The organism is Kribbella qitaiheensis, assembly GCF_042657745.1.
GTDB lineage: Bacteria > Actinomycetota > Actinomycetes > Propionibacteriales > Kribbellaceae > Kribbella > Kribbella qitaiheensis.
In genome coordinates this window covers 186,094-209,804 of sequence record NZ_JBHSKE010000042.1, presented here as the reverse complement: position 1 = coordinate 209,804, position 23,711 = coordinate 186,094, and the positions used below count along the sequence as shown (strand labels likewise).

At 67.5% G+C, this 23,711-nt stretch carries 25 protein-coding genes; 13 read left to right on the top strand and 12 right to left on the bottom strand.

Going from position 1 to position 23,711, the window contains the following annotated elements; all coding sequences use genetic code 11:
- Window positions 1-61 precede the first annotated feature (61 nt).
- A complete protein-coding gene (locus ACFPJ1_RS27190) occupies window positions 62-823 on the top strand; it encodes an ABC transporter permease (RefSeq protein ID WP_380108151.1) in 762 nt (253 codons plus the stop codon).
- A 9-nt stretch (window positions 824-832) separates the two neighbouring features.
- Window positions 833-1,738 carry a DUF4097 family beta strand repeat-containing protein gene (locus tag ACFPJ1_RS27185; protein ID WP_380108149.1) on the top strand — a complete coding sequence of 302 codons (906 nt, stop codon included), beginning with the start codon at window positions 833-835 and terminating at the stop codon, window positions 1,736-1,738.
- Between the two features lie 3 nt (window positions 1,739-1,741).
- On the opposite strand, the gene ACFPJ1_RS27180 is transcribed toward ACFPJ1_RS27185, so the two are convergent.
- The 5 genes from ACFPJ1_RS27180 to ACFPJ1_RS27160 form a co-directional block, all read right to left on the bottom strand.
- Entirely contained in the window at window positions 1,742-4,876 is a 3,135-nt protein-coding gene (locus ACFPJ1_RS27180; RefSeq protein ID WP_380108148.1) for a BTAD domain-containing putative transcriptional regulator, read from the bottom strand.
- A 96-nt stretch (window positions 4,877-4,972) separates the two neighbouring features.
- Window positions 4,973-5,893 (bottom strand): NAD-dependent epimerase/dehydratase family protein, encoded by a 921-nt coding sequence (locus ACFPJ1_RS27175; RefSeq protein WP_380108146.1) that lies wholly within the window; start codon window positions 5,891-5,893, stop codon window positions 4,973-4,975.
- Window positions 5,890-6,495, bottom strand: coding sequence for a dihydrofolate reductase family protein (locus ACFPJ1_RS27170; protein WP_380108145.1), 606 nt, complete (start codon window positions 6,493-6,495; stop codon window positions 5,890-5,892). The genes ACFPJ1_RS27175 and ACFPJ1_RS27170 overlap by 4 nt, the downstream gene beginning before the upstream one ends.
- 19 nt (window positions 6,496-6,514) lie before the next feature.
- On the bottom strand, window positions 6,515-7,084 hold the full coding sequence (locus ACFPJ1_RS27165) for a BBE domain-containing protein (protein ID WP_380108143.1): 570 nt from the start codon (window positions 7,082-7,084) through the stop codon (window positions 6,515-6,517).
- Window positions 7,085-7,098: 14 nt separating this feature from the next.
- A complete protein-coding gene (locus ACFPJ1_RS27160) occupies window positions 7,099-7,569 on the bottom strand; it encodes an iron chaperone (protein WP_380108140.1) in 471 nt (156 codons plus the stop codon).
- Between ACFPJ1_RS27160 and ACFPJ1_RS27155 the strand changes: the two genes are divergently transcribed.
- Entirely contained in the window at window positions 7,570-7,614 is a 45-nt protein-coding gene (locus ACFPJ1_RS27155; protein ID WP_380108157.1) for a hypothetical protein, read from the top strand.
- A 53-nt stretch (window positions 7,615-7,667) separates the two neighbouring features.
- Here the strand turns inward: ACFPJ1_RS27155 and ACFPJ1_RS27150 are convergent, their stop codons facing one another.
- Complete coding sequence (locus ACFPJ1_RS27150; RefSeq protein WP_380108138.1) at window positions 7,668-8,549, bottom strand: sigma-70 family RNA polymerase sigma factor; 882 nt, start codon at window positions 8,547-8,549, stop codon at window positions 7,668-7,670.
- 80 nt (window positions 8,550-8,629) lie between these two features.
- Here ACFPJ1_RS27150 and ACFPJ1_RS27145 point away from each other — a divergent pair, with 80 nt between their 5' ends.
- The 7 genes from ACFPJ1_RS27145 (at window position 8,630) to ACFPJ1_RS27115 (ending at window position 14,658) form a co-directional block, all read left to right on the top strand.
- On the top strand, window positions 8,630-9,010 hold the full coding sequence (locus tag ACFPJ1_RS27145) for a DoxX family protein (RefSeq protein ID WP_380108137.1): 381 nt from the start codon (window positions 8,630-8,632) through the stop codon (window positions 9,008-9,010).
- A 230-nt stretch (window positions 9,011-9,240) separates the two neighbouring features.
- Entirely contained in the window at window positions 9,241-9,729 is a 489-nt protein-coding gene (locus ACFPJ1_RS27140) for a DUF1269 domain-containing protein (protein WP_380108135.1), read from the top strand.
- A 151-nt stretch (window positions 9,730-9,880) separates the two neighbouring features.
- Window positions 9,881-10,447 carry a mycothiol transferase gene (locus ACFPJ1_RS27135; RefSeq protein ID WP_380108134.1) on the top strand — a complete coding sequence of 189 codons (567 nt, stop codon included), beginning with the start codon at window positions 9,881-9,883 and terminating at the stop codon, window positions 10,445-10,447.
- Window positions 10,448-10,622: 175 nt separating this feature from the next.
- Window positions 10,623-10,772: a hypothetical protein gene (locus ACFPJ1_RS27130; RefSeq protein ID WP_380108132.1), complete on the top strand. Its 150-nt coding sequence runs from the start codon at window positions 10,623-10,625 to the stop codon at window positions 10,770-10,772.
- Between the two features lie 58 nt (window positions 10,773-10,830).
- Window positions 10,831-13,470, top strand: coding sequence for a winged helix-turn-helix domain-containing protein (locus ACFPJ1_RS27125; protein WP_380108131.1), 2,640 nt, complete (start codon window positions 10,831-10,833; stop codon window positions 13,468-13,470).
- Between the two features lie 163 nt (window positions 13,471-13,633).
- Entirely contained in the window at window positions 13,634-13,903 is a 270-nt protein-coding gene (locus ACFPJ1_RS27120) for a hypothetical protein (RefSeq protein ID WP_380108129.1), read from the top strand.
- 26 nt (window positions 13,904-13,929) lie between these two features.
- Window positions 13,930-14,658, top strand: a complete 729-nt coding sequence (locus tag ACFPJ1_RS27115) for a DUF4386 domain-containing protein (RefSeq protein WP_380108128.1) — start codon at window positions 13,930-13,932, stop codon at window positions 14,656-14,658.
- Here the strand turns inward: ACFPJ1_RS27115 and ACFPJ1_RS27110 are convergent.
- The 3 genes from ACFPJ1_RS27110 to ACFPJ1_RS27100 all read right to left on the bottom strand — a co-directional run bounded on the left by ACFPJ1_RS27110 (window position 14,642) and on the right by ACFPJ1_RS27100 (window position 17,710).
- Window positions 14,642-15,814: an MFS transporter gene (locus ACFPJ1_RS27110; protein WP_380108127.1), complete on the bottom strand. Its 1,173-nt coding sequence runs from the start codon at window positions 15,812-15,814 to the stop codon at window positions 14,642-14,644. The genes ACFPJ1_RS27115 and ACFPJ1_RS27110 overlap by 17 nt on opposite strands.
- A 79-nt stretch (window positions 15,815-15,893) precedes the next feature.
- On the bottom strand, window positions 15,894-16,238 hold the full coding sequence (locus ACFPJ1_RS27105; protein ID WP_380108125.1) for a DoxX family protein: 345 nt from the start codon (window positions 16,236-16,238) through the stop codon (window positions 15,894-15,896).
- Window positions 16,239-16,306: 68 nt separating this feature from the next.
- Window positions 16,307-17,710 carry an FAD-dependent oxidoreductase gene (locus tag ACFPJ1_RS27100; RefSeq protein WP_380108123.1) on the bottom strand — a complete coding sequence of 468 codons (1,404 nt, stop codon included), beginning with the start codon at window positions 17,708-17,710 and terminating at the stop codon, window positions 16,307-16,309.
- Between the two features lie 74 nt (window positions 17,711-17,784).
- Between ACFPJ1_RS27100 and ACFPJ1_RS27095 the strand changes: the two genes are divergently transcribed.
- From ACFPJ1_RS27095 to ACFPJ1_RS27085, 3 genes are all read left to right on the top strand, one after another.
- Window positions 17,785-18,684, top strand: a complete 900-nt coding sequence (locus ACFPJ1_RS27095) for an AraC family transcriptional regulator (RefSeq protein WP_380108122.1) — start codon at window positions 17,785-17,787, stop codon at window positions 18,682-18,684.
- Between the two features lie 126 nt (window positions 18,685-18,810).
- Window positions 18,811-20,247 (top strand): GuaB1 family IMP dehydrogenase-related protein, encoded by a 1,437-nt coding sequence (locus tag ACFPJ1_RS27090; RefSeq protein ID WP_380108120.1) that lies wholly within the window; start codon window positions 18,811-18,813, stop codon window positions 20,245-20,247.
- 22 nt (window positions 20,248-20,269) lie between these two features.
- Entirely contained in the window at window positions 20,270-20,992 is a 723-nt protein-coding gene (locus ACFPJ1_RS27085) for a transporter substrate-binding domain-containing protein (RefSeq protein ID WP_380108118.1), read from the top strand.
- A gap of 43 nt (window positions 20,993-21,035) precedes the next feature.
- Here the strand turns inward: ACFPJ1_RS27085 and ACFPJ1_RS27080 are convergent, their stop codons facing one another.
- The 3 genes from ACFPJ1_RS27080 to ACFPJ1_RS27070 form a co-directional block, all read right to left on the bottom strand.
- Window positions 21,036-21,638 (bottom strand): mobile mystery protein B, encoded by a 603-nt coding sequence (locus tag ACFPJ1_RS27080; protein ID WP_380108117.1) that lies wholly within the window; start codon window positions 21,636-21,638, stop codon window positions 21,036-21,038.
- Window positions 21,635-21,982, bottom strand: a complete 348-nt coding sequence (locus tag ACFPJ1_RS27075; protein ID WP_380108115.1) for a helix-turn-helix domain-containing protein — start codon at window positions 21,980-21,982, stop codon at window positions 21,635-21,637. The genes ACFPJ1_RS27080 and ACFPJ1_RS27075 overlap by 4 nt, the downstream gene beginning before the upstream one ends.
- 640 nt (window positions 21,983-22,622) lie before the next feature.
- Window positions 22,623-23,642, bottom strand: coding sequence for an NADPH:quinone reductase (locus ACFPJ1_RS27070; RefSeq protein ID WP_380108113.1), 1,020 nt, complete (start codon window positions 23,640-23,642; stop codon window positions 22,623-22,625).
- Between the last annotated feature and the right edge of the window lie 69 nt (window positions 23,643-23,711).

The window sequence follows — 23,711 nt, the reverse complement described above, 5'->3', positions numbered from 1 at the left end:
AACGGCACCTCGGGTGCATCGGCAACCCATCCAGAGTTACCGACCAGAGGATGGTGCACCAGTGAGCACATACTTCTTCGGAGACACGGCCGTCCTGACGGGCCGCTCCATGCGTCACGTCTTCCGCAGCGTCGACACCATCATCACGACGGCGATCACGCCGATCGCCATGATGCTGCTGTTCGTCTACGTTCTCGGCGGGGCAATCGAGACAGGCACCGACAACTACGTCAACTACCTGTTGCCCGGAATCATGCTGATCGCGATCGCGTCGGGCATCGCCTACACTGCCGTTCGGCTGTTCACCGACATGAAGAGCGGCATCTTCGAGCGATTCCACTCCATGCCGATCGCACGGTCGTCCGTGCTGTGGGCACATGTTCTGACCTCGCTGGTTGCCAACGGGCTCTCGGTCGTGATCATCGTGCTGGTGGGCTTCGTGATGGGATTCCGCACCTCGGCAGGTCTACTGGCATGGCTCGCTGTTGCCGGAATCCTGGCGCTGTTCACTCTGGCACTTACCTGGATCGCGGTACTCGCCGGCCTGTCAGCGAAGTCTGTGGACGGTGCCGCCGGATTCTCCTACCCGCTGATCTTCCTGCCGTTCATCAGTTCGGCCTTCGTCCCGACGGACACCATGCCGGGTCCGGTCCGCGCCTTCGCTGAGAACCAGCCGGTCACGTCGATCGTCAACACCATCCAGGATCTGTTCGCACAGCAGCCGGTAGACAGCGACATCTGGATCGCCCTCGCCTGGTGCCTCGGCATCCTCGCCGTCGGCTATGTCCTCGCCATCCGGGTCTACCGACGCCAGATCAGCTGAGAAGCGCGCTTGACCAACTGGGCCGTGGTCGACCCGCCCACCAACACCTTCACGTTCGAGACACAAGGAGAAATCTTCATGCCTACATTCGCCACGCAAGGGCCCATCGTCGCGACCGTGGAGGTCGGGGGAGCCCAGGTACGGGTCACCGCGAGCGACCGGACAGACACCGTCGTCCTGGTCGAACCCATCGATGAAGCGAACCGGTCGGATGTGAAGGTGGCCGACAAGACCAAGGTCGAATTCGCCGACGGCCAACTGTCGGTCAAGACGACCGTCTCCGGGAGCAAGACCGGGTCGGTCGCCATCACGATCGACCTGCCCACCGGCTCCAGCCTGGCCGCTTACCTGGCGCATTCGGTCGTGCACGCCGACGGCTCATTCGGCGAGTGCGAGCTGCACATGGCATCGGGTCAGGTCCAGCTGGATCGCATCGACGCGCTGCGGGCGAACATCGCGTCCGGTGAGGTCGCGATCGGCCACATCGCCGGACCCGCCACGATCGACGGCGGTGCGTTCGTACTGCGGATCGGCGAGGTCGAGGGCACGGCCAAGCTCTCGAACTCGGGCGGGCAGGTCTGGATCGGCCATGCCTGGGCCGACGTCGATCTCGGGAGCGCCAGCTGCGACTTCGACATCGACCGCGCGGACGCCCATGTCACCGGCTCGACCGCCAGCGGTGCCATTCGGATCGGCCGGATGACCAACGGTCAGGCGAAGCTGAGGAACGGCTCGGGAAACATCGAGGTCGGCATCAGCGAGGGCACCGCTGCCTCCATCGACGTCAACAGCGAGCGCGGGGCGGTGCACAACTTCGTTTCCTCGCAGGGCGAGCCGGGCCCGTCCGACGCCAAGGTCTCGGTCCACGCCCGCACCCGGCACGGCGACATCACCCTGCAACGCGCGGCAAGCTGATCCTCACGACGCGAGCGTGTCCTCGATCAGCTGGGACCAGCTCGCCGGCTTGCCCTCCTGCGTCACCTCGGCGAACCGTGCTTCGCCGAGGTGACGTCGCACGTCCAGCTCGATCCTGGCCGCATCCGATTGCGAGAGATCCGCCTGCCCGCGGACGCCGACGCTGGCCGCGAGCAACCGCGCCGCCTGTTCGTACTGGCCGAGGCGAACTGCCAGATCCGCGAACCCGACGAGGATCGGGCCGAGCAGGAAGGCGTGTCCCAGCTCGGACGCCGCCTGCCAGGCAGCCACCCGGTGGGTGCGGGACTCTCGGAGATCGTCGGCCAGGTAGCCGTGCAGGTTGTGGATCTGGGCGCGAATGTTCGCCTGCTCCGCGGCATCGCCCAAGAGGGTGGTCGCGAGGCCGAGCTGCCGGCGGGCCTCCTCGGCGTCGCCGCCCAGGCGGGCAAGCCCCGCCTTGGCGAGCGCCAAGGAGACCAGAGCGTACGGCCAGGTGACACCTTCGGCGCTCCGCTCGGCCTCGGCGATGGCGGCAGCGCTGGCGTCGCGATCGCCGTTGAGCCAGTACAGCATGGCCTGCTGGGTCCGCGTCTCGATGACATCCTCGACGGCGCCGAGCTCGGTGAGGACCGCGATCGCCTGTTCGTAGTACTCGCAGGCACCGGCGTATTCACCCCAAAGGGCAAGTTGGCCGGCCAGCTCGGACAGGGCCAGCGAGATCCCGAACCGTTCGCCGAGCGTCCGGAACTCCGCGAGCGCCAGCTCCAACTGCGCCTCCACCTCGGGGCCGCCCTGGCCGAGCATGCTCCGCATCTTGGTGGCCTGCCACCGAGCCATCGCGCGGACCCAGGGGTCAACGCTGTTCAGCAACGACTCGAACGCGGGCAGTGCTTCGTCCGGCGCCTGGAGCAGGCGTTCCAGCGGGATCACGAAGGCCAGCAGCGGGTTGTCGCTCCGGCTGAGCTGGCCGAACTGATACGCCTTGTGGATCCATTCCGCGCCTAGGTGTTCGTCGCCCTGCCCGGAGGTCACGTAGAGCACCACCAGCCCGTACGTCATGGCGCGGATGTCGTCGAACACCTCGCCCGGTAGGTTGGCGGCCGCGATCAGCAACTCGAGGCCTTCGGACCGGCGTCCGCCCAGCCACCAGTACCAACCGGCGGCCGAGGCGAGCCGCATCGCCGCCTGTGCGTCTCCGGCCGCGATCGCCCCCCGCAGCGCGGCGCTGAGGTTGTCGTGGTCGGCCTCGAGCGTAGCGAGCCATTCCAGTTGCTCGGCGCGGCGCAGATGGGGCTCGGCGGTCTCGGTGAGCTCGGTGAAGTAAGCGAGATGTGCCTGCCGGATCTGGTCGGATTCTCCCGCTTCGGCGAGCCGATCCGCGGCGTACTCCTTGATCGTGGTGAGCATCCGATAGCGCGGCGCGCCGTCCCCCTGGGTGACCAGCAGCGACTTCTCGGCCAGCGAGGTGAGTAGCTCCAGCACCTGATCCTGCTCGACCACATCGCCGACGCAGACCTGCTCGGCCGCCTCCAAGCTCGCCCCGCCCGAGAACACCGACAGCCGGCGCAGCACCGTCCGCTCGGCGTCGGTGAGCAACTCCCAGCTCCAGTCGACCACCGCGCGCAACGTCTTGTGCCGCGGCAGCGCGGTGCGGCTCCCGCTGGTCAGCAGGCGGAACCGGTCATCCAGCCGGTTGGCGAGTTGCTCGACGGTCATGGTGCGCAGCCTGGCGGCGGCGAGTTCGATCGCCAGCGGCATTCCGTCCAGCGACCGGCAGATCCGCACCATCAGTTCGTTGGTGTGTTCGTCGATCCCGATGTCCTTGCGTACCGCGCCGGCCCGGTCCCGCAGCAACCGGAGGGCCGGCGAGGACGCGACCTCGGCCAGACCGCCGCCGGTCGGCAGAGCCAGCGGCTCGACCTGCCACAACGCCTCACCTGTGATGCCTAGCGGTTCCCGGCTGGTCGCCAGAATCCGCAGCCGCCGGCATTCCCCGAGCACCCGTTCGGCCAACGTCGCGACCGACTCGATCACGTGCTCACAGTTGTCCAGGATCAGGAGCATCTCCCGATCGCGCATCGCAGCGATCAGCCCGTCCAACGGGTCCGTGCTCGATGACGCGCCGAGCAGAGCATCTCGGAGCCCGAGCCCGGCCAGCGCCGTCTGCGCCACGTCACCGTCGGCGCCGATGGGGGCGAACTCGATCAGCCAGATCCCGTCCGGCAGGTCGCCGATCATCGTCCGCGCGGTCTCCGTGGCCAACCTGGTCTTGCCCGAACCACCCGACCCGATCAGGGTGGTCAGCCGATGCTCGGAGATGAGCGCGCGGACGGCGGCGACATCGGCCTCCCGGCCGACGAAACTCGTGAGCTCCGCACGGACGTTGGTCTTCCGGTGCTCCTCTTGCCGGCCCAACTCGCCCCGCAGCAACGCGACGTGCAAGGCCGACAACTCCGGCGAGGGGTCGATACCCAGCGCATCGGCCAGGGCTTCCCTCGTACCTTCGTACACGAGCAGCGCCTCGCTGTCGCGACCGGCGGCCGCGAGGGCACGCATCAGCGCGGCGACCAGCCGTTCTCGCATCGGATGCGCAGTCACCGCGTCGGTCAGTTCGGGGATCAGCTCCGCACCGTGGCCGAGGCTGACTTCCGCTTCGAACCGATCCTCCATCGCCGTCACCCGCAGCGCCTCGAGCCGCGTCACCGCCGAGTCGAACGCGGCGCTGTCCTCCAAACCGACATCCTGCAGGGCCGCACCACGCCACAAGGTGAGGGCCTCACGCAACAGCCGAACCCGCTGCAGACCCTCCTCATTACGGGCCTGACCGAGGAGGCGTTCGAACCGAAGGGCATCGACAGCGTCGGGTTCCACCGTCAACCGGTAGCCGCCCGGCTGCCCCTCGACCACGCCCCCGGGTAGCGCCTTCCGCAGTCGGGAAGCCAAGCGTTGCAGGGCATTCGACGCGTCGGAGGGCGGGTACTCACCCCAGATCCAGTCGATCAGCGTCGCCTTTGGGACGACGCGGCCTGGTTCGAGGGCGAGGGCGATCAACAGCCCACGCAACCGGGCGCCCGGCACATCGGCGAGGACGCCGTCGTCCGTACGAACCTCGAACGATCCAAGCATCCCGATCTGCACCTGGCTGATTCTGCCATCAGGGTCGCCGAGCAGGCCGGGGACGGTCAGATCACAGAGCGCGCAGCGTACGTCGGGGTCGCGTGCGGGCCTGCCCCTTCAGCGGGGGTTGTCGGCGCGCCAGGCCACGTAGTCAGCGACTGCCGCGGCGACATCGAAGGCCGGTGTGTAGCCGGTGTCGTGGGCGAGACGGGTGGTGTCGAGGTACGGGTTGTCGCCGGGGCCACCCTGGCGTCCAGGCAGGAGTTCGAGCCGCAGGCCGGGGGTGATCGCCTGCAGGGCGTCCGCGAAGTCGCGGTTGGTGAACGGGCGGCCGCTGGACACGTTGTAGGTGTCGTGCCGGAGGGTCTCCGCGGTCACCAGCAGGGCGATTGCGCGCCCGGCGTCAGGTGCGTAGCAACAGTCGCCACCGTCGTCGGCGTACAGCGGCTGAGGTTTCTCACCGCGGAGTACGGCGCTGATGTACGGCGGGATGTAGAAGAACGGTGATTCGGGGTCGACGAGCGGTCCCCAGATGGTCCCGATCCGAAGTACGACCGGCTGGACACCGCTGCCCTGGAGGCTGTGCGTGGTCAGTGGCTCGACGGCTTTCTTGAAGGCGATGATCAGGTGCGGCAGTGCTGTGAGGGGCAGTGCGAGATCCTCGTGCCAGGGGATCTCGGTCCGGCCGATGTACGCGCCGAGGCTGCTGGCGACGGCGAACCTGCGGACGCCCCAGGTGCGGGCGGCGTCCAGCGCATTGAACAGGCCGGCCGTGTCCGTGCGGAAGAAACGGACCGGGTCCTCGTCGGGGATGGAGCCGGCGAGGTGGACGATGTCGCCGATGTCGTGGCGATGGCCGAGGTCGAGGAAGGCGTCCCGGTCGGTGACGTCGAGGGATTCCACCGTGACTTTGCCGGCGAGGAACGACGGGACCTCGGTACGGCGGTGCGCGGTGACGACGACCTCGTGGCCGAGGTCGATCAGTGCGCGGGCGGTGTGGGCGCCGATCATGCCCAGCCCTCCGGTGACGAGGATCATCGGACCACCTCGTAGTGGAGGTGGGTAACGCCGGGAGCCGGGATGACCTCCAGCAGACGGAGGTTCACGTGCTTCGGAACCTGCTGGAAGAAGCTGCGACCGCCGCCCAGCAGGACGGGCACCTGGTGGAGGATCACCTCGTCGACGAGATCCGCGGCCAGCGCGGAGGTCAGCGCGCCGCCACCCATAACGGCGACGTCCTTGTGCCCGGCAACCTCGCGTGCCGCCGCGATCGCGTCCTCGATGCCGGTGGTGACGAGTGTCTGCTTCTCGCTGATCTTGGGAGCGGGCCGGTGGCTGAGGACGAAGAGTGGCGCCGTCGGGTGCGGGCTACCGCCTCCGAAATGGCTGGAATGCTCGTACGTCGTACGCCCCGCCACGCTCGCCCCGACTCGTGCGGAGAGGCTGTCGAAGAACCGGGCGCTCGGCTCGCTCAGCTTGAATCCGTCGAACTCCTGGCTCTGCGTGTCCCCGTCCATGTACCAGTCGAAGAGCATGCCCGCGTCACCGAGACCGCGTCCGAACTCCTCGTCGCCGTCGGGAGTGCGACCGCTGATGTAGCCGTCGACCGATACCGCGTGGGCGCTGAAGACCTTGCTCATGTCTCTCCTTCGCTGGTGATCAGATGGCTTGGGGGAAGTCGAAGAATCGGTGCGGGTCGTAGGCGTTCTTGACCGCTGTCAGCCGGGGGTGGTTGCCCGCGTGGTACGCCGCGGCCCAGTCGTCGAGCGCGAGGTCGGGAAAGTTGGGATAGACACGTCCCGACCCGTCGACGTGGGCGGTCGTCCAGGAATCGTCGACCCAGGGATCGGCCGCCTCGGCGATGTGCTCGAGCAGGAAGCGTTCGCTGCGATGGGCGAATGCGGTGGCGTCCTCGGCGACCCTGTTGTAGGCGCCGCCCATCGCGGTGAAGGTGATCTCCCGTCGGCCCACCGTCCTTGGGGCGCCGAGCTGGGCCAGCAGCGATGCGAGGGTGCGGTGAGCCAGCGAGTGGGAGAAGAACTCCGACCTCAGCCGCACGGCGCGTTCGGGGAGATCCCGCGGGTCGGTAAAGGTGCCCTTCAGGTGGTGGTACGGCAGGCTGCCGCGCAACTCGATCGTGGGTGCGACACCCGCCCGATCGGTGAAGTACAGCAGCAACTCCCGGGTCGATCCCTCGTCGAACCGCAGTACCCATCCTGGCCCCGCCACCCCGGCCCTGAGGCTCAGCTCACGGCCTTCTTGACGAGAGCGATGATCTGCTTCTCCACGGCAGGGGTCAGCTCTTTCAGGGCATAGGCGGTCGGCCACAGGTCGCCGTCGTCGAGGTTCGCCGAGTCGTTGAAGCCGAACGTGTTGTACCGCGCCTTGAACTTCCCCGCGTTCTGGAAGAAGCAGACGATCTTGCCGTCCTTGGCGTACCCAGGCATCCCGTACCAGAGCTTCGGCGAGAGCTCGGGCGCACTGGCTGTGATGATGGCGTGGAGTCGCTCGGCGATCGCGCGGTCCGATTCCGGCAGCTCGGCGATCTTTTCCAGGAGCGCGGTCACGTCGTCGGGCTTGGCTCCGCGTGAGGCCGCCTTGAGCTCTTTCGCGCGATCCTTCATCGCGCCCCGTTCCTCGTCGGTGAATCCCTCGTACGACTTGTCCTTCGAGGCTGAGGTCTTCTTCGCGGTGCGCTTCTGCGGGGGGTTCATTTGGATGGGTCCAATCTGCGTGGGTCGATGTTGTCCTCAGGCTAAGCAGCGACCCGCGGTACCGGCTTCTTCAAAACTGATCGATTTCCCGCCGGACGCTAAACGGGACGTTCGGGGAGGTCCATGGACGCGAGGCGTTCCGGGTCTGTCACTGACAGGATCTCGACGATCCGGCCGTCGACCACGGTGCACGCCATCACGATCCGCGGCTTGCCGCTCGCGTCCGACACCAGGACCCCGGGTTCACCATTGACGAGGACGCTGCGCCCGGTGAGCTTCGTGTGCATCCCGCGCTGCGCCTTGGCAGCCACTTCGGTGGCTCCCAGCCTGACGACCACGCCCCGCGCGGTGTGGGTGCGCCACGTCACGTCCGGATCGAGCACCCGCAGCAGGCCCTCAAAGTCTCCACGCCGCGCGGCCGCGAGAAACGCATCGACCACCGCGCGCTGCTGCTGCGGTTCATCGGTTGAATGAGGCGTGCCCTGTACCTTCCGACGGGCTCGGCTGGCGAGCATCTTGGTCGCGTCGGTGGACCGGCCGATGATCTGACCGATGTCCTCGAACGGCACCGCGAACATGTCGTGCAGCACGAACGCCAGCCGCTCGGACGGGCGGAGGGTATCGAGCACCACCAGCAGTGCCAGCCCAACCGATTCGGCGAGTAGCGCGTCGTCCTCCGGCGCTCCGTCGGCCTCCTCGGTCACTACCAGCTCGGGCAGCCGGTCGTCGTACGACGCCTCGGGCTTGGCCTTGCGCGAACGCAGTACGTCGATGCAGACCCGGCCCACCACGGTGGTCAGCCAGCCGGCCAGGTTGTCGATCGCAGCCGGATCCTGGCGCGCAAGCCGCAGCCATGCCTCTTGTACTGCGTCCTCGGCGTCCGCCCGCGATCCGAGCATCCGGTAGGCCACCGCCACCAGGCGCCCGCGCTGCTCCTCGAAGGCTTCTGCCACGGCTTCCCCCGGACCAGAGCCGGTCATGTTGTTACCTCCCACAAGCGAGTTCCGTCATGGGTGATGACGGGCCCGGAAGGGCCGAGGTAACCGATCGGGAGAAAATCATGAACCTCGCTCTGTGGATCATCGCCGGCCTGCTGGCCGCAGTCTTCCTCTTGGCGGGCACGAACAAGCTGTTCATCCCTCAGGAGAAACTGGCCAGAGCTCCAGGCGGGGGATGGGTCAACGACTTCAGCCCCGGCTTCATCAAGGCTCTCGGTGCAGTCGAGATCCTCGGCGCCGTCGGCCTGATCCTACCGGCCGCCCTCGACATCGCACCGCTCCTGGTACCGCTGGCAGCCGTCGGACTGGCCACGATCATGACGGGCGCGGCCATCGTGACCTCCCGCCGCCAAGAGCCCAAGCACGCCCTACTGAACCTGACCTACCTAGCCCTGATCGCCCTGGTGGCCATCGGCCGCTTCGGCCCCGAGTCGTTCAGCTGAGCTCCGTGGGACTCCGACGCAGCTAGTCCGTAGTACCCGCCACCGCCAGTGGCTCATCCTGTGCGGGTGATGCTCCCCCTTCCCCGGTCGCCTAGCCTCGCGGGTGTTCGGGTCGGCCGTGGCGGTTCGCCGCTGAGGCGCGGCCCTTCGAGGTTGGCGGTGTCGACGATGGCAATCCGCAGTGCCCGTCATGCCTGAAGGGCCGGCGGGTCGAGGCGAAGGAGTGCGAGATGACTGCCTTTACGGTGTGGAAGTTCGACGGTCCGGGCGGAGCCGACCAGGCCGTTTCGATCCTCAAGGGCGCCGAGCGGGACGGGTTGGTGAAAATCCTCGACCACGCGGTCGTTTCCTGGCCGGAGGGCGATTCCCACCCGACCACCAAGCAGGGACACGAAGAGAATTGGCGCGGGACCGGCTGGGGGGCTTTCTGGGGCGTACTCCTCGGGGCTCTCTTCTTCGTGCCCGTGATCGGAGGTGTGGCCGGCGCCGCGATCGGGGCGATCAGCAAGGTGACACAGGACTCCGGCATCACGAAAGCTCAACTGGAAAAGATCCGTACCGAGGTGACACCAGGAAGCTCGGCTCTCTTCGCGGTCACCGACCAGGGCGATCTCGACCGGGTCGGCGAACGCTTCCACGGCTTGCACAGCAAGCTCATAGACACAAACCTCACCGACGCCGAGCGCCAGGTTCTCCTGGACACCTTCGGCGGCCGCTGAGGCAGCAAACTTCAAGGAGTGACCTCACACTCACGAGTGGCCCGGCCGAATCGGTCGGGCCACTCGACTGCTTGCAGGGTCCGCGCCGGCAGCACCAGAGAACCACGGGTTGCGGACGTGATACGTCCGCGTTCGTGTTTACGGTGGCGGTATGGACAGCAGCGAGAACTCGTACGAACCGCCGCTCGCGGGTAGCGAGGCTGAGCATCTGGTGGGGGCGCTGGAACGGCTGCGGGCAACATTTCGGTGGAAGGCTGATGGCCTTGACGAGAAAGGTTTGCAGACGAGGATCGGGGCCTCGTCGCTGACGCTGGGCGGATTGCTCAAGCATCTTGCGCGCGCTGAGGACCAGATGTTCAGCACCAAACTCAGCGGAGCTCCGATGAGTGCGCCGTGGGACACCGCGGACTGGGAGGGCGACCCCGACTGGGACTTCAACTCGGCCGCCGATGACACCCCCGAACAGCTCTACGCGATCTGGGACGGCACCATCGAACGCTCCCGCGAGAGGCTCGATGCGGCCCTGGCCGACGGCGGGCTCGACCAGCTTGTCCATCTCGCCTGGAGCGACGGGAGCCGCCTCAGCCTGCGTCGGCTGGTGTGCGACCTGATCGAGGAGTACGGCCGGCACACGGGACACGCCGACCTGCTCCGCGAGGCCGTCGACGGCCGCGTCGGCGAGGATCCTCCGGCCGGCTGGCGCCCAGCGTCCAAATGACCAGCAAGACCCAATGACCACCAAGATCCAAGTGACCGACAAATCCTGTGGGACGTGAACATGGGGGCGACGATCATGGGGCGGAACATGTTCGGGCCGGTCCGGGGCCACTGGCCGGACGAGTCGTGGAAGGGCTGGTGGGGCGACAACCCGCCGTACCGACGAACCTGCCGACGTGGTCCTGGAGCGGGCGCTGGCGGCGGCCCTCCTGGCGGGCCGCGGGGAGCGCCTCTTCGACAACCTGGGCGACATCTCCGAGAACTACCGGGTGGACGAGGTGGTCAGTACTCCGAAGACCACCCACGCCCGGCTGGTCCGCCGCTGAACCAGCAGCACCGACCGACGCGTACGGTGGAACCGCGCGCAGGGGTGGGGGTGGTGATGTGCTGGTCGAGACCAAGTTGCGTATCCCGCGGCGACGGGGCGTCGTGGGCCGGGAGCGACTGGGGGAGCGGCTTCGGCGTGGGGACAGGCTGACCGTTGTCTCGGGTCCGGCCGGGTTCGGGAAGACGACCTTGGTGGCGGAGTGGGCTGCTGAGAGCGCATGCCCGGTGGCCTGGGTGTCGCTGGATCGGCGGGACAACGATCCCGCGCTGTTCTGGGCGTATCTCCTTGCTGCGTTGAAGATTGCGGAGCCCGGAGTGGGTGACGGGGCACTCTCGTTGCTGGAGTCGGGGAAGCCGCCGATCGAAGCGGTCCTGGGCACACTGATCAACGATCTCGATGCCCTGGCCAACGAGCTCGTGGTGGTTCTCGACGACTATCACGTGATCGAAGCGCTTGAGGTGCAGGAGGGGATGGCCTTCCTGGTCGAGAATCTGCCACCTCAGGTGCGGCTTGTGATCGCTGCCAGGGCTGATCCGGGCTTGCCGTTGGCACGGATGCGGGCGCGTGGTGAGCTGGTCGAGATCCGCGCTGCTGATCTGCGGTTCACGGCGGACGAGACGGCGGCGTACCTCAACGGCGTGATGGAACTGGGCCTGACAGCCGGGGATGTAGAGGCGTTGGAAGGCCGCACCGAAGGGTGGATCGCCGCGTTGCAACTGGCGGCGCTTTCCATGCAAGGGCGCGATGACGTCGGCGCCTTCATCGCGGGCTTCGCCGGGGACGACCGGTACGTCGTCGACTACCTGGTGGAGGAGGTTCTCCAACGACAGCCCGAGGACGTACGGCGTTTCCTGCTCCACACCTCCATCCTCGACAGGCTGACGGGGCCGCTGTGTGACGCCGTCACCGGCCAACCCGGCGGCAAGGCGATGCTGGTGGCGCTTGAGCGGGGCAACTTGTTCCTGGTGCCGCTGGACGACCGACGCCAGTGGTACCGGTATCACCAGCTTTTCGCGGACGTACTGCGCGCGCACCTGCTGGACGAGCAACCCGACCACATTCCAGAGCTCCACCGACGCGCGAGCACGTGGTACGAGAGCAATGGCGAGCCGGCCGTCGCCATCGACCATGCGCTGGCTGCCAAGGACTTCGAGCATGCGGCGGACTTGGTGGAGACGGCGACCCCGGCGATGCTGAGGGATCGACGCGAGGGAGCCTTGCTCAGCTGGCTCGAGGCGCTACCCGACGAGGTGATCAAGGTCCGGCCTGCACTCACCGTCAGGTACGCCGGGACGTTGCTGTCCACCAACCAGACCGAGGGCGTCGAGACGCTCCTGCGGGACGCTGAGCGATGGCTCGAGTCGGACGCGAACAAATCCCCAGAGGCAGACGAACAGGAGGTACGGCGTCTGCCCGGGTGGATCGCCGTCTACCGGGCCGGTCTGGCTCTCATGATGGGCGATCCAGCCGCCACGATGACGCACGCACGTCGCGGGCTCGAGCTTCTCGACCCGGACGATCTTCTCGGGCAGGGAGCGGCGTCAGCGCTGATCGGGCTCGCGTCATGGGGAAGCGGTGATCTCGAAACTGCCCACGAGGCGTACACCGCAACCACGGCGAGCCTGCGCAAGGCGGGGTACATCGCTGACGTCCTTGGTTGCTCGATCACCCTTGCGGACATCCGGATCGTGCAGGGACGTCTTGGCGACGCGATGCGCACGTACGAGCAGGCCCTGCGGCTTGCGGCCGAGCAGGAAGGGCCGCCGCTGCGGGGAACGCCGGACATGTACGTCGGAATCAGCGCGCTCCACCGCGAGCACGGCGACCTCGAGGCGGCCACGCGGTACCTGGTCAGGAGCCAGGAGCTCGGCGAGCACCTGGGGCTGCCGCAGAACCCGCACCGCTGGAGGGTCGCGATGGCCCGGATCCGCGAGGCTGAAGGCGATCCGGATGCCGCGCTCGACCTGTACGACGAGGCGGAGCGGCTCTACGTGGGCGACTTCTCGCCCGACGTACGGCCGGTTCCGGCGATGAGAGCACGAGTGTGGATCGCGCAGGGCCGACTGGGTGACGTCTCCAGCTGGCTGAGCGAGCGCGGCCTGTCGTCGGACGATGAGCTCAGCTACCTGCACGAGTTCGAGCACGTGACGCTGGCGAGGGCGCTCCTGGCGCAGCAGCGGAGCGACGAGGCAATCGGACTCTTGGAGCGACTCCGCCAGGCAGCGGACGAAGGTGGCAGGAGCACCATCGAGATTCTGGTGCTGCAGGCGCTCACGCAGCAACTGCGAGGCGACGTTCCGGCAGCGCTGGTGCCACTTGAGCGCGCCCTGGTGCTGGCCGAGCCGGAGGGCTACTTCCGGATCTTCGTCGATGAGGGCGCACCCATGGCAGCCCTGCTGAAAGCGGCCCGCCAGACGGAGTACGTCGGCCGACTGCTTACCGCTTTCGACAAGACAGAGCTGCACAAAACCACCAAAAAGCAGGCCTTGATCGAGCCGCTGAGCGAACGCGAGCTGGACGTACTCCGACTGCTCGGCACCGACCTGGACGGCCCGGACATCGCCCGCGAACTCATCGTCTCCCTGAACACCGTGCGGACCCATACCCAGCACATCTACGCGAAGCTCGGCGTGAACAACCGCCGCGCGGCAGTCCGCCGCGCCGAGGAGCTCGACCTCCTCACCCACCGCCGCTGACGGGAACGCCGTACCGCGGCGACCACCCGGTACGCCGTACCGCGGCGACCACCCGGTACGCCGTACCGGGGCGCCGGCTGGATCATCACCTCGATCATCACAACTGGTGACGCCACCTCACTACCTCTCCTTCTAGCTTTCGAGTAACGGCGGAAGGAGCACGATGAACGCGACGCAGGCGGCGACTGGCGAACCTCACGAGACCGGTTGCTGCGAGATCCGCCTCAAGGGGCACCTCGATGCCCGCTGGGCCGCCTGGTTCGACGGGCTGACGCTCACCAACGAGAGCGACGGCACCACCCTCATCCGCGGCCAGGTGGTCGACCAGGCTGCGCTGCACGGCCTGCTCCAGAAGGTGCGCGACGTGGGGCTGCCGCTGCTGTCCTTCCGGCAGCTCGACCAGCCCGCTGCGCATCCCAACGAACCTCAATGACTCGTTACAGCACCAAGGAGACCGACATGACCAGCACACTCCCACCCACCACAGCTCCATCGACCAAGAAGCACGGGCTCTACAGGACGACGGCACTCATCGCAGGCGGCCTCTACCTGCTGACCTTCGCCAGCTCGATCCCGGCGGTTCCGCTGCTCGATCCCGTGCTCAACAACGCGAACTACATCATCAGCTCCGGCGCCGACAACCGCGTGCTGTTCGCCTGTCTCCTCGACTTCACCAACGCTCTCGCAGCCATCGGTACTGCGGTCGCGCTGTTCCCGGTGGTCAAGCGACAGAACGAGTCACTGGCCCTCGGGTTCGTCACCACGCGACTCTTCGAGGCTGCCGTGATCGTCATCGGCATCGTGAGCCTGCTGTCCATCGTGACCCTGCGACAGCCCGGAGCCACCGGAGCGGAGGCGGATTCCCTGGTGGTCGCAGGTCAGTCGCTTGTCGCCGTCCGTGACTGGACGATGCTGCTCGGCCCCGGCTTCATGGCCGCCATGAACGCTCTGATGATCGGCACCTTGATGTACAAGTCCGGCCTCGTCCCGCGGATCATCCCGACAGTGGGACTCATCGGAGCCCCGTTGCTGCTGGCCTCCTCGATCGCGACGCTGTTCGGCGTCTTCGGTCAGTTCTCCCCGGTCGCCATGATCCTGGTCGCCCCGATCTTCTTCTGGGAGCTGTCCCTCGGCGTCTGGCTGGTGGTGAAGGGATTCAAGCCCGCGCCGATCATCGAACACGCCTGACAGGCAGGATGGCGAAAGCCCCCACGATCGCGCAGATCCCGGCTACGGCGTACAGGACGCCGTAGCCGGCGCCGTTGATCGCCAGGATGAGCGGCGCGATCGCCGGTCCGACGGAGAAGGGCAGCGCCCCGGCGATGTTGAAGACGCCGAGATCCTTGGCCGTGTTGTCCTGGTCCGGCAGTACGTCGGCCACGAGCGCGAGGTCGACGGCCATGTACAGGCCGAAGCCGAGTCCGCTGATCGCCATGCCGACGAGGAATCCGTTGAAGTCGCTGGCGACGGCCACCCCGAACAGCCCCAGGCCGAACACGATCGACGCGACCATGACGAAGATCTTCCGTCGGCCCGATCGGTCGGAGAGCCTCCCGCCGATCAGGGACGCCGCGACGATGAAGGTGGACTGGGTGAGCGTGCCGAGGAAGATCTGCCCGGGCACGTCCTCCTCCGCGCTACCGAGCTTCTCCAGCAGGTAGTACGCCTGATAGGTGACCAGGAAGGCGTACGCCAGCACGAAGAGGAAGCGTCCGGCGAAGGCCCAGGCGAAATCCGGGCTCGTCCGCGGGTTGACGTAGAAGGTGCTGGCGAACTCGCGCAGCGACCAGGCCGGCTTGTCAGCCCTGGACAGCAGGCGATCCTTCAGCACGATCGCGAAGAGCAGGATGAAGAACCCGCCGATCGCGCACGGAGCCAGGAACATCGCCACCTGGTTGCCAGTGAACAGCCTGACCAGGAAGGTCCCGGTCACCGACGCGATCGGCACACAGATGCCCAGAACCCCGGACACCATGCCGCGTTGGATCGTCGGCACCTGGTCCGGTAACACCGCCACCTGGGCGGCGAGCAGAGCATTGAAGAACAGTTGGGCGATGCACCACCCGACCAGGACAACCGCGATGGTAGGCGCGAGCGCGACGACGAGCACCCCGAGTGAACCACCGACCAGGCCGATGACCATCCACGGCCGCCGCATCCCCAGTGACGACGAGGTGCGGTCACTCACCTTGCCGAAGAAGGGGTTTCCGACCATCGCCACCAGAGAGCCGACTCCGGCGACCAGCGACAGACTGCTCGGCGCGCGCTCGATGCCTACGAGCGAGTTGACCTTCAGAGCCAAGGTGACCAGCAGGGGCGCGATCAGCACGAGACAGGTACTCATGTACGCCAAGGCGTACAAAGAGATGAATCCCCACCCCACCCGCCGTACCACCCGCCTCAGCATAGGGCGAAGGAAGCTGTCAGACGCTGGGAAGGGCGATCAGGGCTGCGGCGGCCGAGAGGATGCCCAGGATCAGAGGTGTGGGCAGCCCTTTGTAGTCCTTGGCCCTGAGGTGGAAGAGCAGAGCGCCCAGCATCAGGGCAGCCAGGCCGGTGGCGGCCGCGATGCCGGCCAAGGGATAGAAGAGGCCGGCGATCAGCGCTGCGGCTGCGGCGATCTCCAACCACGAGATCAGGGCGCCCAGTCGCTTGCCCACCCCGACTCGATCCAGGATGTCGGTGTAGAAGCGGACGCCCAGCAAGGTTCCGACCCCACCGGCCGCGAAGCCGAGGGCCAGGAAGGCGAAGAGGATTCGGTACATCATGTTCCACTCTCGTCGTCGGGACTGACGAGAGCCTGTACGAACGGCGACCCGCCGCCGGATCGTCGCGGTCAGCCGTCCAGCGGATCGTCCGTGTGGATGACGGCGCCGATGACGTCGTTGAAGGCCTCGGTCGAGCTCGGGTGCGTGTAGATCGAGTCGCGCAGCTCGGAGGCGGTGATGCCGTGGCGCATCGCGAGGGCGACGGTGTTGACCAGTTCCTGGGCATCTACGCTGAGCAGGGCCGCGCCGAGGATCTGGTCGGTGTCCGCGTCGATGACGAACTTCATCAGGCCGCGGGTCTCCTCGACGATGTATGCGCGCGGCATCGCCACGATGTCGGCGACGTTCTGCCGCGCGACCGTGATCCGATGCCCGGCCGCACGGGCCTGCTTCTCGGTCATGCCGATCGTGGCCAGCGGAGGAGTCATGAAGAGCGTCGCCGGTACTGCGACCCGGTCCGTGGTCGTGCGCTTGCCTTCGCCAGTCAACTGGTCGAGCATGATCCGGCTGTCGTCGAGGGAGATGTAGGTGAACTGCGGGCCGCCGTTGACGTCGCCGAGCGCGAACACGTGCGGCTGGCTGGTCCGGAGGTACTCGTCGACCTTGATCGCGCCACGGGGCGTAGTGCGGATGCCCGCCTTCTCCAGGTCGAGGCCGTCGGTCACTGGTGCGCGGCCGGTGGCGGCGAGCACGGCGTCGACCACCAGGGTGTGCTGCCGGCCGTTCTTCTCGTAGACGACCGTCGTCTCGGTCGCGCCATCGCGAACCTCGAGCACAGTGGAGCCCGGCACGATGTCGACGCCTTCGTCGGTGAGGATCTGCTCGGCGGCCGCCGCGACGTCGTCGTCCTCGCGGACCAGGATCCGGGCCGAGGACTCGAACACGGTGACCCGGGAGCCGAACCGGTGGTAGATCGAGGCGAACTCGATGCCCAGGTAGCCGCCGCCGATCACCGCGAGTCGTCCGGGCAGCGTGGTGTTCCTGATCAGGTCGACGTTGGTGACGAGGCGGCTGCTGTCCGCGAGACCGGGGATGTCGGCGATCACGGGCGCCGACCCGGTGTTGATCAGGATCGTCTCGGCGGTCACCCTGATCCGGTCCGCCCCGGTGCCGACGGCCACCGTGTGCGGGTCGACGAACGCGGCCGCGCCGGTGATCACGGTGATCGTGTCGGCGCCGTTGAGTGCGTCGTAGTTGCCGGCCCGGAAGAGCGAGGTGAGCGACTGCACCTGTCCGATGGCGTGTTCGAACCATTCCTGGGGTGAGTCGTCCGATCGCCGGTTGCCCGAGTGGTGCACCAGTTGCTTGGTCGGCACACACCCGACATTGGGGCAGGTCCCGCCGTACATCTGGTCCGACTTCTCGATCAGAACGACCTGCCGGCCGAGTTGTCCCAGGGTCGCGGCGGCGATCTTGCCGCCCTTTCCGAAACCGATCACCACGACGTCCGCGTGCAGGGTGTTGTTGTCCATGGGGAGTAGCCTGCAACCGGGGAGATGATCCTCACTAGATGTTTTCGTGCCAATTTTCTTCGCGAGAGTCTCAGATGGATACGATCAGCCAGTTGATGGACCTGGCCCGGGTGCAGGCCCGGCTGGACAAGCGCTGCCTGCTCGCGGGCGCGACAGTGATGGACGTGCCGGCGTACGGCGACGCCGAGGCCGCCTTCCACTTTCTGCTCGATGGCGAGTGCACGCTGGAGGCGGGCGGCAAGAACTACGCTCTGAAGGCAGGCGACGCGGTCCTGTTGCCGAGCAGCCCGCCGCACCGCATCCGTACTGCGGGCGCCGGTCGGGCGCAGGGAGTCGTCGAGGCCCAGGGCGACTTCTTCGACACCATTCGTAGCGACTCCGCGGGCGAAGGGGTGATCGACCTCTTCTGTGGGCACTACACGTTCGGTTCGTGCGCAGGGGTGCTGCTCGTCCGCAGCCTTCCCGATCCGCTGGTGGTGTCCTTCGGCGAGGGTGGCGAAATGGTCCGGACGATGAGCGGGCTGATGCGGCAGGAGGCTGTCGCCGAAGGCCCGGGCACCAGCGCGATCCTCTCGTCGATCTGTACCGCGCTGCTGGCGATGGTGCTTCGGCAGTCCACCGGCCGGCTGGCCGAGACCCCGCTGTGGACCGCCGTCGACGACAAACGGATCGCCCTCGTGATCAATGCCGTACTGCGGGATCCCGGTGCCGACTGGTCGATCGAGAGGCTGGCCGGGATCGCGGCGCTCGCTCGGGCCACCTTCCTGCGGCGCTTCGTGAAGAACACGGGGATCACCGTCGGCGCCTTTCTCACCAACGTCCGGATGATGACCGCGGCCGACCTGCTCGCGGATCGCGAACTCACCGTCGCCACGGTCGCGTCGAAGGTCGGCTACCACTCGGAGTCCGCGTTCGCCCGGGCCTTCCAGGAGGCGGTCGGAACCACCCCGGGCCGCTTCCGCCGTACTGTCTGAACCCTGGTGGCCGGTCGTGCATCTTGGCTGAATGCTTGGGAACCGGTAGGGGCGGTGACGTAGGCTCCGAAGGGTCCGTTGTGATTGCAGGGTGCAACTGACGACTGGCCGGTGAGGGTGGTTGACGTGCGGTTTCTTCAGGATCGAGTGTCCGAGCAGGACCTGACGTTCAGTGACGTGTTCCTGGTGCCGAACCGGTCGACGGTGGCGTCGCGGCTGGATGTGGATCTGTCCACCGGGGACGGGACCGGGGCGTCGATCCCGATCGTCGCGGCGAACATGACCGCGGTGTCCGGGCGGCGGATGGCGGAGACGGTCGCTCGCTGTGGCGGGCTGGCCGTGATCCCGCAGGACATCCCGGTCGAGGTGGTCGCCGAGGTCGTCGCATGGATCAAGCAGCGGCACACGATCTACGACACCCCGCTCACGATGGCGCCCAACGGCACTGTCGGTGAGGCCCTGAACCTGCTGCCGAAGCGCGGTCACGGCGCGGTGATCGTGGTCGACGAGGGCCGGGCTGTCGGTGTGGTGACGGACGCGGACTGTGAGGGCGTCGACCGCTACACGCAACTGGACGGGATCATGTCCCGCGAGTTGCTCACGCTGCCGGCCGGGATCGCCGCTGAGGAGGCGTTCGACCAGTTGCACGACGGTCACCACCGGTTGGCGCCGGTCGTCGACGGGGACGGTCGCATCGTCGGGATCCTCACCCGTCAACGCGCGCTGCGCGCCACCTTGTACGAGCCGGCCGTCGACGCGGCCGGGAAGCTGCGGGTTGCCGCGGCCATCGGGATCAACGGCGACGCCGAGCAGAAGGCGAAGGCCCTGCTCGACGCCGGCATCGACGTATTGGTGATCGACACCGCCCACGGTCACCAGGAGCGCATGCTCGAAGTACTGCGTCTAGTCCGCGCGCTGCAGCCGCAGGTCCCGATCGTGGCGGGCAACGTGGTGACAGCCCAGGGAGTCACCGATCTGGTGGAGGCCGGCGCCGACATCGTGAAGGTGGGCGTCGGGCCGGGCGCGATGTGCACGACCCGGATGCAGACCGCGGTCGGCCGGCCGCAGTTCTCCGCAGTACTGGAGTGCGCCACCCGGGCGCGGGAGCTCGGCAAGCACGTCTGGGCCGACGGGGGAGTCCGGCATCCGCGGGACGTGGCGCTCGCCCTCGCCGCGGGGGCGTCCAGCGTGATGATCGGCTCGTGGTTCGCCGGTACCTACGAGTCGCCCGGCGACCCGCACCGCGACAGCAACGGCCGCATCTACAAGGAGAGCTTCGGTATGGCGTCCGCCCGCGCGGTCCGCCTCCGTACTGCGGACGACACCCCCTTCCAGCGTGCCCGCAAGAGCTTCTTCGGCGAGGGAATCTCGACAGCCCGCATGTACCTCGACCCGGAGCGACCCAGCGTCGAGGACGTGCTCGACTCGATCGTCTCCGGCATCCGCAGCTCCTGCACGTACGTCGGCGCCACCAACCTGGAGGAGTTCCACGAACGAGCCGTAGTCGGCATCCAGAGCGCAGCCGGCTACACCGAAGGCAAACCCGTCGACACCAGCTGGTGATCGCCCTCGTAGGTTGGGCGGCATGAGCAACGTTTCTTCATCCGTCATCGAAGACCTCGCGCCCACGGGGACCCTGCGGGTGTCCATCAACCTGGGCAATCCAGTACTCGCGCAGGGCACACCGGACGCGCCGGCGGGTGTGACCATCGACCTGGCTCGCGAGCTCGCGACGCGGCTGGATGTCCCGGTCGAGTTCGTCTGCTTCGACGCCGCGCGAAAGTCTTTCGAGGCGATGGTGGACGGCCTGGCCGACATCTGCTTCCTCGCGATCGACCCGGCCCGAGAGGCCGAGGTGGCGTTCACAGCGCCGTACGTCGTGATCGAGGGTGTCTTCGCGGTGCCGGAAGACTCGGCGATCACTCGCGCGGCGGATGTGGACCGGGAGGGCGTCCGCGTCGGGGTGAAGGACGGGTCCGCCTACGACCTCTTCCTGACCCGGACGCTCGAGCAGGCGACGCTGGTGCGCGGGGACGAAGGGGTCGACGTGTTCCTCGCCGACGGGCTCGAGGCCGGCGCCGGGATCAGGCAACCGGTCACCGACTTCGTCGCCGCGAACGACGGCCTGCGGGTGGTCGAGGACGCCTTCATGCAGATCCAGCAGGCCCTCGGTACGACGAAGTCGCGCCGCCCCGAGACCGTCGACTTCCTGCGGCAGTTCATCGAGGACCAGAAGACCAACGGCTTCGTCGCCGACTCCCTCCACCGCTCCAACCGCCCCGACGCCACCGTCGCCCCACCCGCCTGACCCCGACCTGTGGTGTCGGGGCGGCGTGAGCCGGCAGAGGTGATCAGCTGATCGCGTTCCGGAGGAGCGAGGTGTAGTCGCCGTTGTCCGCGGATCGGAGGGCGGCGAGGTACTGCCGACGCGCGTCCTCTGCCGGCAGCCCGCTGCGTGCGCCCCAGGACAGGTGGTCCGTTCCGAGACCCAGCACATTGGCAAGTGCGTTCGCGGCGAGGCGTGCGTGCCTGCCATTGCCATTCACGAACGGGTGGATGAACACCTGCCGATGATGGAACCGAACGGCGATCTCGGGTCCGGCATAGGTCTGGTGCTCGGTCCAGAACAGGACATCTCCGAGCAGTGCCTGCAGTTGTTCCTGGATGTAGGCGGGTGGGATGCCGATCGTGGTGTCTCGCTGACGGAGCTGACCCGCCCAGCTCCAGACGTCCCCGAACATCCGGCGATGCAGATCGCGCAGGAAGGTCTGGTTGAGCAGCTCGCCGGCTGTCAGTTCCAGGTCGTCGAGCCACAGCAATGCGTCAACGATGTTCGACGCCTCCGCGTCGTTGAGCTCGCCGCGGGTACGGATGAAGGCGAAGGCATCGGTCAGGCACTGCGCGTCGACCGGCGTCTGGCCGTCCTCGTCACCGCCCAGCTCCCGAGTGCTCACGCAGCCGGGCGGGCGAGGCGGTGGGCAACGATCTTGCGGAGTACCTGCTGGAAGCCGTCGTCGGTCAGCGGTTGCGCCTCCAGGGACATCGTCCAGGCAACCTTCTGCGCCTTCGCGATATCGCGCTGAGTCGGCTGCTCCTCCTTCGGGAGCACCGCGATGTCCAAAGTGTTCAGAACGCTCAGGACCTTGTCCGCCTCGAGCCGGGGAGCACCCTTCTCCAGGCGCCCGAGCCACTCCCGCGAGACGCCGGCGCTCGCCGCGACAGAGCCTTGGGACAGCCCCCGCCGGAGGCGCTCGGCGCGCACGGCAGCACCGAGTTCAGCCATCCGCGTGATCCCCATTCCAGCCTCCTTGTGACGGTACTATCACAGCATAGCCATGTGATAGTACCGTCACAACGGCCTGTCTGGTGGGGTCTGGCGAGTCGGGTCCCGTGAGCGCCACCTTGTGCCCAGCCTGAGCAGATTCAGGCGGGCCGAAGGCTCAGTTGGTGCGCAGAGTTGCCCGATCGCCTCGTGCCAAGCCGTCGCCCCCGAACACCACCCCCGACTGCCGCCCCGAGACCCCGAAACCCCCAGCCCCGGCGCCCGACCATCAACCCGGACCTTGAACACCAACTGGCGCCCCGAACATCAGCTCCCGGGCCGATCGCCTCGGGACCCCGGACGCCAGCCGGGACCTTGAACACCAACCGGGGACCTGGGACAGGGTGTGAGGTGTCCGAGGTCCCCAGTTCTTGTTCAAGGTCCCGATTGCTGGCTATTTCGAGGGGCGAGGAGCGGCAGGGAACGCGGGAGTCAGGAGCGGCGGGGAACGCGGGGAGTCAGGAGCCGCGCGGAAGGTGGGGGCAGGAGTGGCAGGGAAGGTAGGGGAGGGGGCAGGAGCACCTTCGGCTTCGCGCCCCGGGTTGCGCTTCTGCGGCTCGGTCGTCCCGGTCGACCGGCGGGAGGCCTGGTTGTACCAGGGACGGCGAGCGGAGGGTCAGGAGACGTCGATCAGGACCTTGCCGGTGGTGCCGGATTCGACGGCTTGGTGGGCTTGGGCGGTCCGGTCGAGGGGGAAGTGGTGCAGTGGCAGGCCGACGTCCTCGCCGACCGGCAGCGCGCCCGCCTCAATGGCGGTGTTGATGTCCTCGGCAGCCGCAGTCAGCTTGTCCCATCCCGCCGTATAGAGCAGCACGAACTGGTACCGCGTGTTCAGGCCCATGTTCTGGCGGACATCGACAGCGAACGGCTTGTCGCCGTTGTTCGCGTAGATCGCGATGGTGCCGAGCGGCCGCAGTACCTCGAGGTCGAGCTGGGCATTGGCGCCGATGGCAACCTCCACCACAAGATCGACGCCATCGGGAGCGAAACCGCGGATCTGCGCACCCACGTCCGGGTCGTTGTAGTTCACGACGTACTGCGCGCCGGCCGCCTCCGGATAACCGGCCTTGGCGGCTGAGCCGACGGTCGCGATGATCGTGGCTCCCGCCCACCGAGCCAACTGGATCGCCGCATGCCCGACGGCGCCGGCGCCACCGGCCACCAGAACCACCTTGCCGTCGAGGGCTCCAGGCGCAAGACGCGTCGGCCCGTCTTCGGCGACGGTGAGAGCGCGGTGCGCGGTGATCGCTGGGACTCCGATGCTCGCGCCAAGGTCGAAGGAAGCATCACCCGGTAGCGGGAAGACCCGCTCGGCGGGAACGACCGTGTACTCCTGCGCCGTCCCGCTCCCAGGCCGAAGGTAGGCCGCCAGCGTGACCCAGACCCGATCGCCGACCGCAAGGCCTTCCACCTCCGGCCCGACCGCGTCGACCACACCCGCGCCGTCCTGGTTCGGGACCGACTCGACCACCTCACCGCCGTACAGGCCGGTGCGGGCCTTCCAATCCGTCGGGTTGACGCCCGACACGGTCACCCGAATCCGTACTTCGCCGGCGCCGGGCTCGGGAACCTCCCTGTCCACCAGGCGGAGTACGGACTCGGCGGGGCCGAGCTGGTCGTGCACGATTGCCTTCATCGGGAGCTCCTCGGAGATGCTGTCTCTGATATCGGCTGCAGCCGACGGCGCTCCCCCTATACTCCGCGC